Origin of the sequence: Sutcliffiella sp. NC1 (assembly GCF_027594365.1) — a bacterium.
GTDB lineage: Bacteria > Bacillota > Bacilli > Bacillales > Bacillaceae_I > Sutcliffiella > Sutcliffiella cohnii.
This window is the reverse complement of sequence record NZ_CP115153.1, coordinates 755,682-772,684: the sequence shown is the minus strand read 5'-3', so window position 1 is coordinate 772,684 and position 17,003 is coordinate 755,682. Positions and strand designations below refer to the sequence as shown.

Below are 17,003 nucleotides of genomic sequence, written 5' to 3'. Positions count from 1 at the left end.
CCCACTTAGACTCTTGTTCGTCTAAGTGGACAATCACTAGTTTATTTTCTACCTTTGCCTGGATGAGTATAACCTATCGACGCACCATCACGTCGAGCATCCGCGACACCAACATATTCTTCTTTTACATAATCAATGAAAATACTTTGTACATTTCCTATTAATTCAGAACTAGCTGGGAAACGATGTCCCATTTCGTTCAGGCTACTTATCGCTTCTTCTGGAATTCCCTCTTCCCAACGATAGCTATTAAGATTGTTCGTATAGATTCGTGGTTCAGCAATTGCCTCTTCTAATCCCATTTCGTAATTGATAATATTAAGTATAACTTGAAGCACCGAAGTAATAATAGTCGGGCCACCTGGTGAGCCAACGCTTAAAATCGGCTTCCCATCTTCAAAAACAATTGTTGGCGTCATGCTGCTTAACGGCCGTTTGTTCGGTTGCACTTCATTCGCCCCGCCAGGAACTGCATCAAAGTCAGTTAATTCATTATTCAACATTAGGCCGTACCCTGGTACCATAATGCCAGAGCCAAATACTTGCTCAATTGTTGTTGTGAAGGAAACAAAGTTGCCCCATTGATCCACAACTGTAAAGTGGGTAGTTTCCCCGATATCTTTATCATCATTTTGGTTTACCACTTCGTAATTTGGACTAACGTCTTCAAATCTCCATGGGTCACCAGCCTGAGGATTTCGGTTCACATTGTTGATGTCGATTAGTTCACTTCTCTCTAAAATATAATCAGGATGTAACAATCCAACCGTTGGTACTTCTACAAATTCTGGGTCTCCTGCATAAGCCGCGCGGTCAGCGTATGCTAAATGCATTACTTCCGCTAGTAAATGATACACTTCCTCTGATTGTCGGTCGTATTGCTCGATATCAAAATGATCTAATATTTTTAGCATTTGAAGTAGGAATATTCCGCCCGAGCTCGGTGGTGGCATACTTGCTATATCATACCCTTTGTATTCTCCCCAAACCGGTAAGTCTACCGTTACATCATAGTTTTGTAAATCTTCTAATACCATACTTCCACCAAATTGTTGTACTGTATTTGCTAGAGCTTCACCGATCTCTCCGTTATAAAAGACATCTGTTCCTTTTGCTCGAATGAGTCCGAGCGTTTTGGCAAGATCACGTTGAACTAACCACTCGCCTTCTTCTAACGGATTTCCATTAGGTAAAAATACATCTTTAGCTGCTGTTTGAGCTAATTTGTCTCTATTATTTTCAATTTGTAATGCAAGTTGTCGGTCAACTGAAAATCCGTGCTGTGCAAGCTGGAATGCTGGGGTAATTAATTGCTGAAAAGGAACGGATCCCCATCTTTCATGGGCTGCTTCTAACCCTTTCAAAGTTCCAGGTACACCAACAGAGTTTCCGTGACGAACTCTTTCTTGAAACGGAATGACAGTTCCATTTGGTCGTAAAAACATATCAGGAGTTGCTCCAGCTGGGGCACGCTCACGACTATTGATAATGATGGTTTCATCTTCCTCCGCATCGTACACCATCATAAATCCACCACCACCGATTCCAGACATCATCGGCTCTACTACATTTAAAGCTAGCTGAATGGCGATTGCAGCATCGATTGCGTTTCCACCCCTCTTTAAAATGTCAGCACCAACTTCGGATGCTAATGGATGGGAAGTTGAAACCATTCCATCCTTTCCAACTGCAACTTCATTCGTTGGATTCGCAGGTTTTTTCGCTAATCCAGCAGAAGGTAAAAGGGATACTAATAGTAATAAAACAGCAAATACAGAGAAAAACAAACGTAATTTTTTCAAAAAAACACTCCTTTAATATACTATTTTTATAACGCTAACACTCATCCAAATGAACACATTCCCATATGTAGTAAGCCTTAGCTGTACACCATTTCCCTCCTCTCTTTACACCTTACATAGTAAATTATAATGAATATTCAGAAATATTAAACAGGAATAAACTACTGAATTGGACAATTTCGGGGTCTATCTTCCTAATACTTATTCCGTAATTTACCTATTGCATGTCTTCTAGTGTTTTACTTTTTTTGAAAATATTTTTTCCATAAGGACATACTAAGGGGCAAGAATATACGCAAGGAGGAGCCAATTTAATATGAACGAAAATACTCTATCCATTTTTGCTTTAGGCGGAATGAATGAAATTGGCAAAAACATGTACGTTGTGCAGTACTCCGATGACATTATCGTCATTGACTGTGGTGGGAAATTTCCGGATGAAACGTTATTAGGTATCGATTTAATTATTCCGGATCTTACATACTTGGAAGAAAATAAAGACAAAATTAGAGCTTTAATCGTCACGCATGGACATGAAGATCATATTGGAGGGATTCCGTACTTTTTTAAAAAATTAAATGTTCCTGTTTATGCAACACGCTTCACATTAGGGTTAATTGAGTTAAAACTAGAGGAACATAGACTTCTTAGGGATACAGAGCTAGTGACAATCACTCCTGATTCTGAATTACAATTCGGTACTATCGGTGTTTCCTTTTTTAGAGTGAGTCATAGTATTCCTGATTGTTTAGGGATTGTTTTCCATACTCCGGAAGGAAATGTAGTCCATACAGGAGATTTTAAATTTGATTTAACTCCTGCTGATAATCAAAAAGTCGATATTAATAAAATGGCTCGTATTGGTGATAAGGGTGTTTTAGCTTTAATATCAGAAAGTACGAATGCAGAACGCCCTGGCCTAACTCCATCGGAACAAATGGTAGCAAGCCATATGAATGAGGCATTTATGAAAGCAACTGGGAAAATTTTTGTATCCACGTTCGCATCAAATGTTAGTCGTGTTCAGCAAGTAGTAGATGCTGCTAAAAACACAAATCGAAAGCTTGCCCTATTAGGAAGAAGTATGGTGAACGTTGTTTCTGTTGCGATGGAAAGAGGGTATTTAACAATTCCGGAAGGGATGTTAATGGATGCAAAAGAAGTGGAACAGTTACCTCCAGAAAAAGTAGCGATACTTTGTACTGGTAGTCAAGGTGAACCGAATGCTGCCCTTGCACGTTTAGCGACTGGAAATTACCGAGACGTTAATATTTATGCTGACGATACTATTATCTTTGCAGCATCCCCTATCCCTGGTAACGAAAAAGATGTCTCACGCGTCATCGATAACCTATTCAAATTAGGAGCACACGTTATTTATGGATCAGGAAGCTCAACAGGTATGCACGTTTCCGGACATGGCTACCAAGAAGATTTAAAATTAATGTTAACATTTATGAAACCTAAATATTTTATTCCAATTCATGGCGAATATCGAATGCTACACCACCACCGGTTATTAGCAGAATCGGTCGGCATTGAGCCTGGCAATACTTTTATTATGAAAAATGGAGAAGTGATGGATATTCAGCATGGAGTTGCACGCCAGACGAGAACGATTCCTGCTGGTGATACGTTCGTTGACGGAGTAGGTGTTGGAGATATCGGTTCTGTCGTATTACGTGATCGTAAGCAACTTTCTGAAGATGGAATGCTCATTACGGTTATTACACTAAGTAGATCAGAGCAAAAAATCATCTCTGGACCAGATACCATTACTCGCGGATTTGTGTTTGCAAAAGAATCAGATGCTCTCCTCAGGGAAGTGAACAAACTAGTAAAGCAAGCAGTAAATGACTTAGAAAATGAGGAAAGACGACAATGGAATATATTAAAACAATCGATAAAAAAATCTGTTGGTCAATTTTTATTTTCAAAAACAAAAAGAAAGCCAATGATTATCCCCATTATCATTGAAATTTAAACAATTAGAAGAGCAAACATCGTTTTGCTCCTCTAATTTCTATAAAAAAAATCTCCAAATACTTCTATTGACATATGATTACATAGCATGTAATTTAGAAAGTGCAAATTAGTTAATTCACTAAACAAACTAATTATTGGAATCGATTTCAGGAGGGGAATTCAACATGAAAAAGTCTTATTTTATTATCGTCTCTCTTCTTACAATGATAATGCTTACTGGTTGTTTAAATCTTAGTGGAGAAGAAGGCGTTTCTGAATTAAGAATCGCCCACAACCAAACGTTAGACCACCCCGTTCATTTATCATTAGTAGAATTCAGTAGACTTGTAGAAGAAAATTCTAACGGAAATATAAAAGTTAAAATCTTCCCTAATGCTCAATTAGGTAGTGAACGTGAAGTATTGGAACTAACACAGTCAGGAGCTGTTGATATAGCAAAAGTAAGCGCTAGCGCACTAGAAGGATTCGAACCAGATTATTCTATTTTCAGTCTCCCTTACCTTTTTGAAGACTATGAGCAATTCGAACAAGCTATGAACAACGAAACTATTACAGATCATCTATATTTCAAAACAGAAGATATCGGTATTATCGGCTTAACTTACTATAATGCAGGAGTTCGTAATCTTTATACGAAAGACCGTGAAGTGACGACGGTAGAAGATATGAAAGGTTTAAAAGTTAGAGTACAACCAAGTCAGACAAGCGTTGGTATGATTAATGCTTTAGGTGGTCTCCCTACAGCAATGGCTTATGGTGAAGTTTATACAGCACTACAAGCAGGAGTTATTGATGCTGCGGAGAATAATGAAACCGCATTAGTAGGTAACAACCATGGAGAAGTTGCCAAGTATTATATGTACACAGGTCATCAAATTGTACCAGATATGCTTATTATGAATGCGAACCGTTTTAATAATTTTTCTGAAGAAGAGAAACTAATCGTCCAAGAAGCAGCAAAAGCATCCACTGTTTATCATGAGGATGTTTGGGCTGAAACAATTGAACGTCAGACAGATATAGCGAAAAATGACATGGGTGTTCAATTTATCGAAGTAGATAAACAGTCCTTTATCGATGCTGTACAACCAATGCACAAAAAATATGCGGAAGCTGAGAAAACAAAGGATATTTATCACTTAATAAAGGAGAACATAGGCAATGACTAAACTAAAAAGTGCAATAGACAAAATTCTTATAACTGTTTCTTCTTCCTTATTAGTTATGATGGTTAGTTTGTCTATATGGCAAGTACTAGCAAGATACGTTTTTAATATATCTTCACCAGGTACAGAAGAGTTAACAAGACATTTACTCATCTGGTTCGGTCTTTTAACGGCAGCGTACGTATTTGGAGTAAAGAAACATATCGGAATTCTATTTTTCCGTGAAAAATTTAATCGGAAAGTGCAAAGAGCGTTTGAAAAAGTAAGCGATTTAATTATTTTAGGAATCGCCTCCATTCTCATGGTTTATGGCGGCTTAAAAATTGTCCTTCTAACGTCTGCACAAACGGCAGCAGCAACAGGGATTTCAATGGCATGGGTTTATGCTGCCCTACCGACAAGCGGCTTGTTTATCATTATTTACACAATTATAAGCTTAATGTCGAAGGATACTAAAGAGACAGAAGAGGTGAATGGCTAATGGAAGTGGTAGCAGGGATTATTTTATTCACAACATTCTTCTTGCTTTTAATTTTCGGAGCACCAATTGCAATTGCAATTATTTTAAGTTCAGTTATAACATTTTTAGCTGTGCTACCTTTTGATGTAGCAATCTTAACATCAGCACAGCGCATGGTAACAGGTATTGATAACTTTACAATGTTGGCGATCCCACTATTCGTTTTATCCGGAATCATTATGAACAATGGTGGAATTGCATTCAGGCTCGTTAACTTTGCTAAACTTCTAGTTGGAAAATTACCTGGTTCTTTAGCACATACGAACGTCGTTGGAAACATGTTATTCGGAGCAATCGCAGGTTCAAGTGTTGCCTCTGCTGCCGCAATGGGACGTATTATGACACCAATGCAAACAGCAAAGGGCTACAAAAGAACGTACTCTGCAGCAGTTAATATTGCTTCTGCACCAACTGGATTAATTATTCCGCCTAGTTCCGTTCTAATCGTATATTCTTTAGTAAGTGGTGGAACATCAGTAGCAGCTCTATTTATGGCTGGTTACATCCCTGGTATACTATGGGGAATAGCAGTTATGATTGTTGCTTATTTTATGGCGAAAAAAGAAAACTACCCTGTTTCTAACTTACCTTCTCTTAGAGATGCGTTATATATCGTTTGGAGTGCAATTCCAAGTTTATTACTAATTGTAATCGTTATCGGTGGAATTGTTGGCGGTATTTTTACAGCGACAGAAGGTGCTGCAGTAGCGGTACTTTACTCAGTCCTCCTATCTATGATCTATAAAGGACTAAAAATAAAAGATATACCTAGCATTTTTAAAGAAACAATTGAAATTACAGGGATGATTCTTTTCTTAATTACGGCTTCGGCCTTATTCTCCCTAGTAATGTCTTATATGGGCTTACCTGAAGCAATTAGTAAATCATTATTATCTATTACGGATAATCAAATTGGTATCATTCTTATTATGCTATTGATCATGATTTTAGTTGGAACATTCATGGATATTACTCCAGCAGTTCTTATTTTCACACCGATTTTCTTACCAGTTGCGACAAGCTTCGGTATGGACCCTGTCCACTTTGGTATGATCGTCTGTTTCGCGCTATGTATCGGTAACATGACACCACCAGTTGGAAGTGCTCTATTCGTAGGATGTAGCGTTGCAAACGTTAAAATTGAGGAAGTAATTAAAACATTACTCCCATACTTTGCAGCGGTCATTGTCGTACTAATATTAGTAGCGTTCATTCCACAATTGTCGTTATTTTTACCGAATTTATTTGGGCTATAATATAAAGGGAGTCAGAGCTAAAGCTTTGACTCCCTTTATATTACTTAACAGCACCCGGTGATTTTATTTCCACTTCTACCGAAACATTTATATTAGCTTCCGCAAGTGCCTCTCCCCAATTGTCTTCTACTTTTTTAAATTGTTCGTAATGATAAGCTCTTGCGTACAATCCAAGTCCAGTCGGATCAATTTTGTTTTCTTGGATTTTGTTTATAAGATCTTCGAATTGAGATTTTAATTCTTTTTCCATCATCTTCTTCAATTCATCTTCTTTCATTGAACCCGTTACAAATAATCTTTCTGCAATGCTTCCTCTCATTTTAATGTTAAAGTCGAAGGAAAATTTATCATCTTTATAACTTGATTTTACTTTTGTATTAATGTTACTAAACGCAATACTTATTTCGTTAAGATTAAAGATTCCACCGTCCTCTTCTACAGACGTGACCGGAAAAGTAAGCGTTAGTTCATGTTTTTGTTCTCCCTTTAGGACTAGAAGAAGTAAACTTTCATTAATAGATAAACTGTCTACATATTTTCCATCTCCATCTAACAATGTTAGTCCATTTAATCTTAAGTCATTGTCTTTTATTAATTCTGGAATAAAGGCGGTAAGCCCTTTTTCGTACATTTGCCGATGCAGCTCCTGAAAAGTAATAATAACATCAGTCGTTCGCATTGTATATTTATCAATAAGTCCCTTCAAATGTAAAGGTAGCGGTGGTTTATTATCCGGTTCGTAGAAAATAACGTCAGCTACTGGACCATCTACTACTATAACTCTTGTGTTAATAGAAAAGGTTGGATTTCTATATACAGTATCTAGCATTGAAAACCAATTGTCCTGTTCTAGAACTCGTTTACCAATTAAAAAAACTTGAATTTTAGCAGCAGTTACATCTCCTGTCGCTCTCACATTAAAAAGTTCCCTAGACTCTCTTATTGTTTTAGCCTTCACTTCATACGTTGCGATATTTTTCGGAGCGTCTTCTGAGAACACAGGGCTAGATTCGGATATGACTAAATTATTTTCCTCATCTATATCTACACCAAGTATTAAAGCAATTGTTAAATCTTCTATTGGAATAGGCCTTCCACAGCTAGATAGTAAAAGTATAACTACACTTACAAAAATGGTATGAAATATACGTTTCATTTTTTTATCCCCCTTTTTAGTACGCCATGCAACGAGACATACACCCATATGCATATAGGAAAAACAAACGCAAAAACAAAACTAACTACATTCATACCTTCTCGAAGTATCGCATTTCTCTCAACTGTAGGAGGAATTAACAGAACAATTAAAAACTGAAGTATTAAAAACAAGAGCAAATGTCTACTATGATCTTGTTTGCCAACTAACTGACTTGAACAATACACCGCAAAGAATATTAGGGGTAAAACGGTTGTTGAAATAACAAATATATAGTAGGAAAATATGATTATTTCCAGCCGTTCAACAAATGTAAATTCAATAATTTTTAAAATAACGATTGCTGGTTCATTAAAAACTGTTATTTCATCTGGACTAAAAAACAGATAAACTACTAACGTGATCATTAATAATGAAAGCATCGTTATCGTATTCGCAATAACGATACCGAGAGATGCTTTCTCCTTTTTGTGCAAAAATGGATATAGGAAAAAGGCAACTTCAAAACCTATAAAAGAAAAAATGGTTGTACGTATAGAAGAAACAATTGGCAACCACCCTTCCTTTACGACCGGAAGTAAATGAAGCCAGTTCGCATAGTTCAACGGAATAAGATAGGCAATCAGGATCCATATTGTTATGAAAAAAACCAACTCTGAATACCTACCTAACACCGTAATATTATTTTTTACAATTAGATAGGTAGGAAGGGATAACAGTAAAATAAAAATGTATAGTTCCGTACGAGGTAAAATCCACGCTTGAATAAAGATAGCTTCTCTAATAAAAATTAAATTACCTAATGCTGCAAAATATAAGGCAAACAGAATAGTGGCTGCCTTCCCTACCCATTTCCCAAAGTAATAGGTAACTAGATCTAGAATTGTCTCATCCGGTCTTTTTTTCATCACTTGTATAATGATTAAACTAACTGCTGACGGTAGAAGCCAAGAAAGGATAATTGTAATCCAACCATCTGTACCGGCTTTTTCCGCTAATTCACATGGTAGTGTTAATAGACCAACACCTACTTGTACACCGTGAATTAAAAAAATATATTGCATTAACGTTATTTTATTAGTTTTCATCCCTTTTCGTCACCCTTTGGACGATTTGAATTCGCTCTTCTATTTTGAACTGCTTGTGTACTTAAAGGCCGTTTTTCGACAGACCATACTGGGAAACGAATAAACACATCCTTTAAATCTTTAAAACGTAATGGTGCAATTGGGCTACTATAAGGAGTTCCTAATGATTCTAGCGAAATGAAATGTGCGATTAGTATCATTATCCCAGCAACAATTCCTACAAACCCAAATAACGTTGCAAGTATCATCATCGGAAATCGGACTATTCGAATCGCAGAGCTCATTTCATAGTTAGGGATAATAAAAGAAGCGATCGCTGTTATAGCTACAACAATAACCATGATGTTACTGACAACTCCTGCTTCTACTGCCGCTTGACCGATTACAATACCACCAACAATGCCAACTGTTTGTCCAATTTTAGCTGGCAAGCGAATCCCAGCTTCTCTTAGCATTTCTAAAGTAAATTCCATAATAAATGCTTCGAGATAAGGAGGAAAGGGAACTCTTTCTCTTGATACACCGATAGAAAATAGTAACTTCAACGGTATTACTTCAAAATGAAAGGAAATAATCGCTATATAAAATGCAGGTAGCAGGATTGCTATAAAGAAACCGAAATACCTCAACAATCGAACAAAAGAAGCTACAATCCAGCGAGAGCCATAGTCATCCATCGTTCTGAAAAATGAATCAAAGGTTGTTGGCCCGATGATAACATTCGGTGATCTGTCCACTACTGTCACGATTCTTCCTTGAAGAATTTCTGAGGCTGCAAAATCGGGACGTTCTGTTAACAATAATTGTGGAAAAGGAGAGTAGGAATTATCCTCAATGAATTCTGTAAGAACGCCAGAGTTTATAATACCATCCACATCAACTTTTTGGATGCGTGTCTCAAGCTCCTGCAACACCTCTGGATTAGCAACATCCTCTAAATACAGGATAGATACTTTTGATTTCCCTCGTTCCCCAACAGTTATTTCCTTTATCTTCAATTCGCGATTACGAATTTGTTTACGTATTAACCCAATATTATCAGCAATACTTTCCGTAAACCCAACATGTGCACCAGATAAGGTCGATTCAAGAGGCGAGTCTTCCAAAGACCTTTTAGGAAAATCAGGCGTACCGAAAATAAAAGCTTCTGAATATTCGTCTACAAATAAGACGCATTCGCCATTTAAAATGGCAGTTTCAATCTCCTGCCACTTCGTTACCTCTTTAATATGGCCAAGCGATACCTTTAAATCTGCTTCGTTATTTTCTTTATTTTCTTCAAATAACAGTGGGCTCAGCACATGATTATAAATTGTTTGACTATCTGTAATACCACTCAAATATATTAACGCAGCTTTACTATCTGTTTGTTTTATAACTATATGTCTAATAACGAGATCAGGGGTATCAGAAAAAATAGACTTAATTTCTGTAACATTGTCCATTAATTCAGAGCTAATTGATTTTTGAGTTTGAGAATTGTTATTCGTTTGTTGAGAGGAATTTTGCATTTTTTTATATTTCCGGAAAAAAATCATGAAAGAATTCCCACCTAATATATGATATTTTATTATGCATCTTTTAATGGAAAACCATTCATTTTTTTCCATGGGACAGAGGCGGGACAGAGGGACAGGTCCCGCGTCCACACATTTTTTGGAAATAGAGAAGCATCTTTATCCTTTTGGTAACTTGTAGAGATCCCGATCCATGTCGCGAGCACACAAAAAAGACACCCAATAACAGAGTGTCTCGAATACTTCATATACCCTTTATTATGATTGATCTTATAATAATCAGTACTCATAGAGGTCATGCTTGGAATTACCTTTCATCCTCACATTATACAGGCGATTACTCCAACCTATGACGCTTCATGAATATTAGTCATATAATCCTCAAATGCTCCTACCTTTAACGGTCTACTATAATAGTATCCTTGTCCAAGTATGCATCCATCTTTACTAAGTTCATCCACATGCTCTTTTAGTTCAATTCCTTCTGCAATAACGTTTAATCCTATGGAGTGTGCTAAGTTTATAATGGCTTTAGCAATTTCATTACTTGCTTTATTCGTATGAATATCCTTTATAAACGACTGGTCGATTTTTAATGTGTTAATTGGGAGTTCTTTAAGATAACTCAAAGAACTATAGCCTGTTCCAAAATCATCGACAGAAATATGGATACCTAGATTTTGAAGTTCTTTTAAAATAGAAATAGTACTTTTATCATTTGCTAATACACTTTCCGTTACCTCTAATTCCAGCCATTTTGTGTCTAATCGTGTTTCATGTAAAATTGTTTGAACCTTTTCTACAAAATGTACATCCTCCAACTGACGTACCGAAATATTTACGGATAGTATTAACGGTGGATACCCCTCGTCTCGCCATGCTAGTGCTTGCTTGCAACTTTCTCTAAGAATCCATTCTCCTAACGGAACGATTAATCCCGTCTCTTCTGCTAACGGTATAAATTTACCTGGTGAAATAACTCCTAAATCAGGATGCTTCCATCTTACTAGCGCTTCCATGCCAATTAACTCATTAGTAGACATGTTCATTTTCGGTTGATATTCTATGTAGAATTGTTCCTCTTTAATCCCTTGTCTTAATGCATTTTCAAGTATACGACGTTCTAAAGATTGTTGTTCCATCGTTTGATCATAAATCATAAAATCATTTTTACCGCGCTCTTTCACATAATACAATGCTGTGTCCGCACTCTTGATTAGATCTTCTGAAGATTCTCCGTGATCAGGATAGTGTGCAACACCAATACTGCAGGAAAGTGTATAGTCTTGACCAGATATGTTAATAGGTTTTTGAAACTGATTTAACATCCTTTGGACAATCGTAATTGCATCTTCTTCATCTTGCACGTCTTTTAACATGACGACAAATTCATCCCCACCTAATCTAGCCGCTATGTCTGTCGGACGAATAACAGATTGAATTCTTTTAGCAGCTTCTTTCAGTACAAGGTCACCTGCATCATGTCCCCATTGGTCATTAATCTGCTTAAAATTGTCCAGGTCTATAAAAAATACAGTAAGTTTAGACCTTGAAAATTTTCGATCCAAGACTGTACCACGAAGTTGATTAATAAACGAACGTCGGTTTGGAAGATGTGTCAAAGAATCATGAAATGCTAACTCATATATCGCTTTTCCTACTTCTTTTTGTTCACTAATATCACGCATCGAGATTAGTATATATCCGTTTTTCTTCATACTAATGATATTTGCCTCAACATCCACATAATTTCCTTTTTCATGAAGGAGTCTAAATTCACTTTTTAATGCCTTTTTTATCGTTCTACTAAAATACGTTTTAATCTCAGCTTCAACGATTTCTCGGTCATCCACGTGTATTTTCTCAAAAAAATTACTCTTTTGAAGTAATGAAAGGTCATAATTTAGCACCGTATTAAAAGATGGAGTAGCATACTGAATATCCCCGCCTTTATTAATAATCACAACAAGGTCTGTTAAGTTTTCAGCAATCATCCGGTAGATGTCATTGTTTCCTGTTACTTGGTTCAGATTTTCAACTAGATTTTTCTCTCTTGAGAATAAACTAGTTGGCTCGTTTAACTCTAATTCAACTATTATTTTCACTTCTTTACCGACTAGTACACCGCCAGTCTCTAGTGCTGCATTCCAAGTGAGGCCAAATTCTTCACGGTTAATGGTTGCTTCTGCTTCATAACCGTAAACCTCTATTCCACATTGGCTTATCGCTTTCCCTCCGAAGTTAACATCAAATGTTATTGGTTTCGTTATTGCTTTAATCGTTAAGTTACCGGTTACTTTATAACTATCACCATTTTTTATAATAGTATTAGATTCGAAGTCAATCGTTTCGTAATTTTCGATATCAAAGAAGTCCTCTGATTTTAAATGTTTATCACGTTCTTTGTTACGAGTGTTTATACTGTCCCCCTCAAAAGTGAACGCTATCTTTGCAGTTGTTAAATCCGAAATATCATCCGCTTCAATATCTGCAGTAAAAGAATCAAATTGACCTCTTACCTTTGATATCATCATATGGTTCACTTCAAATCCAACGGTGGAATGTGCTTCGTCTATCATCCATTTAGTCATACTCGTACTCTCCTTAAATCCAAAATATCTCGAATTAAAGATATTTAATTTAAGTATATTTTAACACTGGAAAAATAGTTTTCAAGTAATCAGCTCCGGGTGGGACAGAGGGACAGCGTTCCTCGTCCACACATTTTTTGGAAATTATTTTATAAAGTCAGTAAGGTGGTGCCTACCTCCTTACTGACTTTTTGTTAAATAAAACTCAATAACTAGCACAGACATATAAGTTCCCCATCCACATTTTTAATAGCTTTTAACACGCATCTTTTTCTGTCTCTATTCTTAGTTACTACCTATTCTTAAAACCTCCGAATCAAATAGATGCAAAGATTTACAATAAGGGCAATACTCTGGTTGTCTGTTAACCACTGTATAAAACAGTTCATCACAATCATCGCAATGCCATTTTTTTATTAGGTGTGGCTCCATTTCTTTCACTCCTTTAAGGAGACAACTATCTTAAATAACCTCACTATCTTTCGTTAACTGCTCCAGCTTTTCTTTTATTCGACGTTTCCTATACAACATTTTTCCGACTTCACCAATATCAGAGATGATCGATTTATTAATAAATGAACCAAAAATAATACCAGCAATCGGAATCATTTGAAATAATTTTTTCCATCCAAAGTTATCTCTGTATGTCATCATTACTTCACGCCAGCCTTGAATTTGAGAGATCGCATCATCCTTCGCTGCTACGTTAGGATCTGAATAAGCGGATAGTTCCTTCAAAACAGCTTCTTTTCCAACAATATCGGATGAAGCGAACTGAAGGCATTTCACAATGAAAATACGCTCCTCTTTCTCATTAGGATCATATCCGTATGTAATCGCGATGTCTTGTAGCGTTTTTAGCGACATCCCAATCAGAAGTGGAATATCTATCGCCAAAGTAAAAATACCACCAATTCCTGTTGTCGCTCCTTGTGTCATCGCTGTATTTTTTCTCGACTGAATCAATTGATCACTCACTTCATCCATGACGTTTATCGGTAATTGAGAAATATATTCGAGTGTTACCTCTTCACCCTCGACTCCGTTTTTTTCATACCTTTTAAAAATATGCTTTTTACTAGATAAATAGCTTCCACCTGTTTGTAAATAACTACCTAACTCATCTAGGGCTTGCCCTATTTTGTTGTGAATAAACTGTGGTGTCACACGGTCTAGGAGCTTAAATGGAAGACGACCAAGTCTTTCCCAAAACCATAGCCCCTTTTGTTTCTTCTCCCATTTCTCAATAACTTTTAATTCTTTTAAAAGCTGATCTTTTGTTTCCATACCGCTAACTCTCCTTTTCTGGCATCAGCATTAATTTCGGTCCTTAATTACTTCCTTGCAAACTAACAATAAACGAAACTAAATATTCAGCATCCCTTCCAACACCACAAATCAGTGCAGAACCACGCTGGTATTGCCAAGGTAAGCCTAAAAAATATAACCCTTTTACTTCCGTAACTCCTCTAGTATGGGTAGGTTTTTGCTCTACTGAAAGTACACCATCTATATGAATCCAATCATACGATGGAACAAAGCCCGTTGACCATATGATACTATCAAAAACTTCTTTACTATCATCTTCGAACAATACTTCATTGCCCGTTACTGAAACAACTTTCGGCTTTATAAGAACCTTTTTGTTTTTAAGCAATGTTTTTAATTCTTTCCCAAATATCGGATCACTCTGCTTTTGAAACCATTTCCCTTTCCATGTATCAACGCCAGCATAAAGTAACCCAAGCTTATCTAACAAACTAAAAATACTTTTTCCGAATAGGTGCAAAGGTAAAAATTTGAACGGATGTCCTATAGCTATTGTTACGTTCTTCTCCTTAGAAAGTTCCACCGCAATTTGTGCTCCAGAATTTCCACCGCCAACTACTAGCACCGAGTTTCCGGGAATGTTCTTTGGTGAACGGTATTGTGAAGAGTGGAGTTGGTAAAGCGGTTGGTTTTCACTGTTAGAGACTACGGGTATATACGATTTTTGGAAAGCACCTGTTGCGACGATCACTTGCTTACACCTTAAGACTCCATTATTCGTTTCAATATGAAAAGCACCATCTTGTTTCCTAAGCTTTTTCACTTCAGTATTTCCTTTTACCGGTAATTCAAAATGGTTTACATAGTTTTCTAAATATGTTGCCATATCTTCCTTCGTCGGGAAATCATTTTCCACTCCCTCCATCGCCAAACCTGGGAGACTACTATATTTTCTTGGAGTAAATAAAACTAAAGAATCATATCGCTGCCGCCACGAATCCCCTATTCGATCATTTTTATCTAGTAGAATAAAAGAAAACTGTTGTTGCTTTAAATAGTATCCCATCGCAAGACCCGCTTGACCGCCACCAATAATAACTACATCGTAATCGTTCATGTATATTGCCACCTCACCACATTCAAACATCCATTTGAATATTATTATATACGAAAAGGCAAAATTGGGACAGAGGGACAGGTTCCGGGTGGGACAGAGGGACAGGTTCCGCGTCCACACAATTTTTGGAAATTATTTATTTTTTGAAGCTGTTCAAAAGTACTCTCATTCGCCTTTTGCCAATTAGCTAAAAGGAGGTTGATGGTAAATGTGAAAGTTAATTCCACAGAACTGCAAAACAATTTTGGAAAATATTTAATGTTAGCTACTCAAGAGGATATTATTATTACGCGTAACGGAACAGAAATTGCTAAGCTTACTATATAGTACACCCATAATTATGAATTTGTTTATTACAATATAGAATCCAATAGAACAACCTATGCTCAAGAACAAAGGTTGAAAATGTAGGGTTACTTCCCCGTTTGTCACGGAACGTTCAATACCCATAAAAATTTTCCTGAATTGTCCGATAAATAATTTAAACATTAAAAAACCTAAGGAGCAGGTATTTAAAACTCTGCTTCTTAGGTATAGATTTTAAGTACTTTATTTTTCCATGTTAGCTACTAATCGACCAGTTTATATAGGTGGTCCTATGTTTATTTTAAGTTTTTATTGAACTTAAGGCACTAGTTAATGGAATAGGCAAACAATAATAACTTTTATTTTCCAATAATGAGTTATTTTCATCTATTATAAGTCAGAAATCATTCCGCCATCTACTACAAATTGAGCTCCAGTTGAATAGCTAGAATCATCAGAAGCTAGATACACAACTAAGTTAGACACTTCTACTACCTCTGCTCTTCTTCTTAGTGGAATATCTTGTTCAAGCTGTTTTAAATATTCTTCCACATCTGGTTGGTCAGCCATCGGTGTTTTAATGATTCCTGGATGTACGGAATTTACACGGATGTTATATTGACCAAGCTCAGTAGCTGCACCTTTCGTCATACCAGTTACAGCATGTTTAGAAGCACTATATGCAATAGCCGTTGGTGCGCTTACTAAACCATCTACAGATGAAATGTTAACAATAGAACCTACGCCAGCTTTTTTCATAGAAGGAAGTACTTTTTGCATTCCTAAAAATACACCAAGCTCGTCCACTTTGAATGTTAACTCGAAATCTTTTACAGTTAGTTCTTCTAATGTTTTGAAAATACCGATCCCTGCGTTGTTTACTAACACATTAATAGGACCAAATGTTTCTTCTGTTTTTGCTACAACTTCTATCCAGTTTTCTTCGTTAGATACATCTAATTTAAGAGCGATTGCATTTTCTCCTAATTCATCAGCTAGTGTTTGTGCACCTTCTAAGTTAAGGTCCGTAATCGCTACTTTCGCACCTTCCTCTACAAATTTACGAGCATGCATAGCACCCATACCTTGAGCTGCCCCTGTAATAATAGCTACTTTACCGTCTAATTTACCCATGATGTATTCCTCCAATTTTTTAAAAATTAAATTACTTTACATAACTATCGTACCCCTCGAAAAATTACTTTTCAAGAAAAATACCTCGAATTCGA

13 protein-coding genes are annotated in these 17,003 nt (G+C 36.5%); 5 read left to right on the top strand and 8 right to left on the bottom strand.

Going from position 1 to position 17,003, the window contains the following annotated elements:
- Positions 1-41 precede the first annotated feature (41 nt).
- Positions 42-1,802, bottom strand: coding sequence for a gamma-glutamyltransferase (ggt, locus tag O1A01_RS03880; RefSeq protein WP_270065601.1), 1,761 nt, complete (start codon positions 1,800-1,802; stop codon positions 42-44).
- A gap of 316 nt (positions 1,803-2,118) precedes the next feature.
- On the opposite strand from ggt, the gene O1A01_RS03875 reads away from it, so the two are divergent.
- The 4 genes from O1A01_RS03875 (at position 2,119) to O1A01_RS03860 (ending at position 6,730) form a co-directional block, all read left to right on the top strand.
- Positions 2,119-3,786 carry a ribonuclease J gene (locus O1A01_RS03875; protein ID WP_066416382.1) on the top strand — a complete coding sequence of 556 codons (1,668 nt, stop codon included), beginning with the start codon at positions 2,119-2,121 and terminating at the stop codon, positions 3,784-3,786.
- A 166-nt stretch (positions 3,787-3,952) separates the two neighbouring features.
- Positions 3,953-4,957: a TRAP transporter substrate-binding protein gene (locus O1A01_RS03870; RefSeq protein ID WP_066416375.1), complete on the top strand. Its 1,005-nt coding sequence runs from the start codon at positions 3,953-3,955 to the stop codon at positions 4,955-4,957.
- The gene (locus O1A01_RS03865; RefSeq protein ID WP_270065600.1) at positions 4,950-5,435 is read left to right on the top strand and encodes a TRAP transporter small permease; all 486 of its coding nucleotides are present in this window, start codon (positions 4,950-4,952) and stop codon (positions 5,433-5,435) included. Before O1A01_RS03870 ends, O1A01_RS03865 begins: the two co-directional genes overlap by 8 nt.
- Positions 5,435-6,730: a TRAP transporter large permease gene (locus O1A01_RS03860; RefSeq protein ID WP_066416372.1), complete on the top strand. Its 1,296-nt coding sequence runs from the start codon at positions 5,435-5,437 to the stop codon at positions 6,728-6,730. The genes O1A01_RS03865 and O1A01_RS03860 overlap by 1 nt, the downstream gene beginning before the upstream one ends.
- Before the next feature lie 40 nt (positions 6,731-6,770).
- Here O1A01_RS03860 and O1A01_RS03855 read toward each other — a convergent pair whose 3' ends face one another.
- From O1A01_RS03855 to O1A01_RS03830, 6 genes are all read right to left on the bottom strand, one after another.
- Complete coding sequence (locus O1A01_RS03855; protein ID WP_270065599.1) at positions 6,771-7,886, bottom strand: Ger(x)C family spore germination protein; 1,116 nt, start codon at positions 7,884-7,886, stop codon at positions 6,771-6,773.
- Entirely contained in the window at positions 7,883-8,974 is a 1,092-nt protein-coding gene (locus O1A01_RS03850; protein WP_270065598.1) for a GerAB/ArcD/ProY family transporter, read from the bottom strand. Before O1A01_RS03850 ends, O1A01_RS03855 begins: the two co-directional genes overlap by 4 nt.
- Positions 8,971-10,512 (bottom strand): spore germination protein, encoded by a 1,542-nt coding sequence (locus O1A01_RS03845; protein ID WP_066416361.1) that lies wholly within the window; start codon positions 10,510-10,512, stop codon positions 8,971-8,973. Before O1A01_RS03845 ends, O1A01_RS03850 begins: the two co-directional genes overlap by 4 nt.
- 326 nt (positions 10,513-10,838) lie before the next feature.
- Complete coding sequence (locus tag O1A01_RS03840) at positions 10,839-13,082, bottom strand: EAL domain-containing protein (RefSeq protein ID WP_270065597.1); 2,244 nt, start codon at positions 13,080-13,082, stop codon at positions 10,839-10,841.
- Between the two features lie 462 nt (positions 13,083-13,544).
- Entirely contained in the window at positions 13,545-14,369 is an 825-nt protein-coding gene (locus tag O1A01_RS03835; protein WP_066416360.1) for an EcsC family protein, read from the bottom strand.
- A gap of 43 nt (positions 14,370-14,412) precedes the next feature.
- Positions 14,413-15,468: a flavin-containing monooxygenase gene (locus O1A01_RS03830; protein ID WP_270065596.1), complete on the bottom strand. Its 1,056-nt coding sequence runs from the start codon at positions 15,466-15,468 to the stop codon at positions 14,413-14,415.
- Positions 15,469-15,678: 210 nt separating this feature from the next.
- Here O1A01_RS03830 and O1A01_RS03825 point away from each other — a divergent pair, with 210 nt between their 5' ends.
- The gene (locus O1A01_RS03825; protein ID WP_270065595.1) at positions 15,679-15,795 is read left to right on the top strand and encodes a type II toxin-antitoxin system Phd/YefM family antitoxin; all 117 of its coding nucleotides are present in this window, start codon (positions 15,679-15,681) and stop codon (positions 15,793-15,795) included.
- Between the two features lie 369 nt (positions 15,796-16,164).
- On the opposite strand, the gene O1A01_RS03820 is transcribed toward O1A01_RS03825, so the two are convergent.
- Positions 16,165-16,908: an SDR family NAD(P)-dependent oxidoreductase gene (locus tag O1A01_RS03820; protein WP_270065594.1), complete on the bottom strand. Its 744-nt coding sequence runs from the start codon at positions 16,906-16,908 to the stop codon at positions 16,165-16,167.
- Between the last annotated feature and the right edge of the window lie 95 nt (positions 16,909-17,003).

Coding starts and splice junctions, on each gene's coding strand:
- O1A01_RS03875 (WP_066416382.1), top strand. CDS start 2,119: ATGAACGAAAATACTCTATCCATTTTTGCTTTAGGCGGAATGAATGAA.
- O1A01_RS03870 (WP_066416375.1), top strand. CDS start 3,953: ATGAAAAAGTCTTATTTTATTATCGTCTCTCTTCTTACAATGATAATG.
- O1A01_RS03865 (WP_270065600.1), top strand. CDS start 4,950: ATGACTAAACTAAAAAGTGCAATAGACAAAATTCTTATAACTGTTTCT.
- O1A01_RS03860 (WP_066416372.1), top strand. CDS start 5,435: ATGGAAGTGGTAGCAGGGATTATTTTATTCACAACATTCTTCTTGCTT.
- O1A01_RS03855 (WP_270065599.1), bottom strand. CDS start 7,886: ATGAAACGTATATTTCATACCATTTTTGTAAGTGTAGTTATACTTTTA.
- O1A01_RS03850 (WP_270065598.1), bottom strand. CDS start 8,974: ATGAAAACTAATAAAATAACGTTAATGCAATATATTTTTTTAATTCAC.
- O1A01_RS03845 (WP_066416361.1), bottom strand. CDS start 10,512: ATGATTTTTTTCCGGAAATATAAAAAAATGCAAAATTCCTCTCAACAA.
- O1A01_RS03840 (WP_270065597.1), bottom strand. CDS start 13,082: ATGACTAAATGGATGATAGACGAAGCACATTCCACCGTTGGATTTGAA.
- O1A01_RS03835 (WP_066416360.1), bottom strand. CDS start 14,369: ATGGAAACAAAAGATCAGCTTTTAAAAGAATTAAAAGTTATTGAGAAA.
- O1A01_RS03830 (WP_270065596.1), bottom strand. CDS start 15,468: ATGAACGATTACGATGTAGTTATTATTGGTGGCGGTCAAGCGGGTCTT.
- O1A01_RS03820 (WP_270065594.1), bottom strand. CDS start 16,908: ATGGGTAAATTAGACGGTAAAGTAGCTATTATTACAGGGGCAGCTCAA.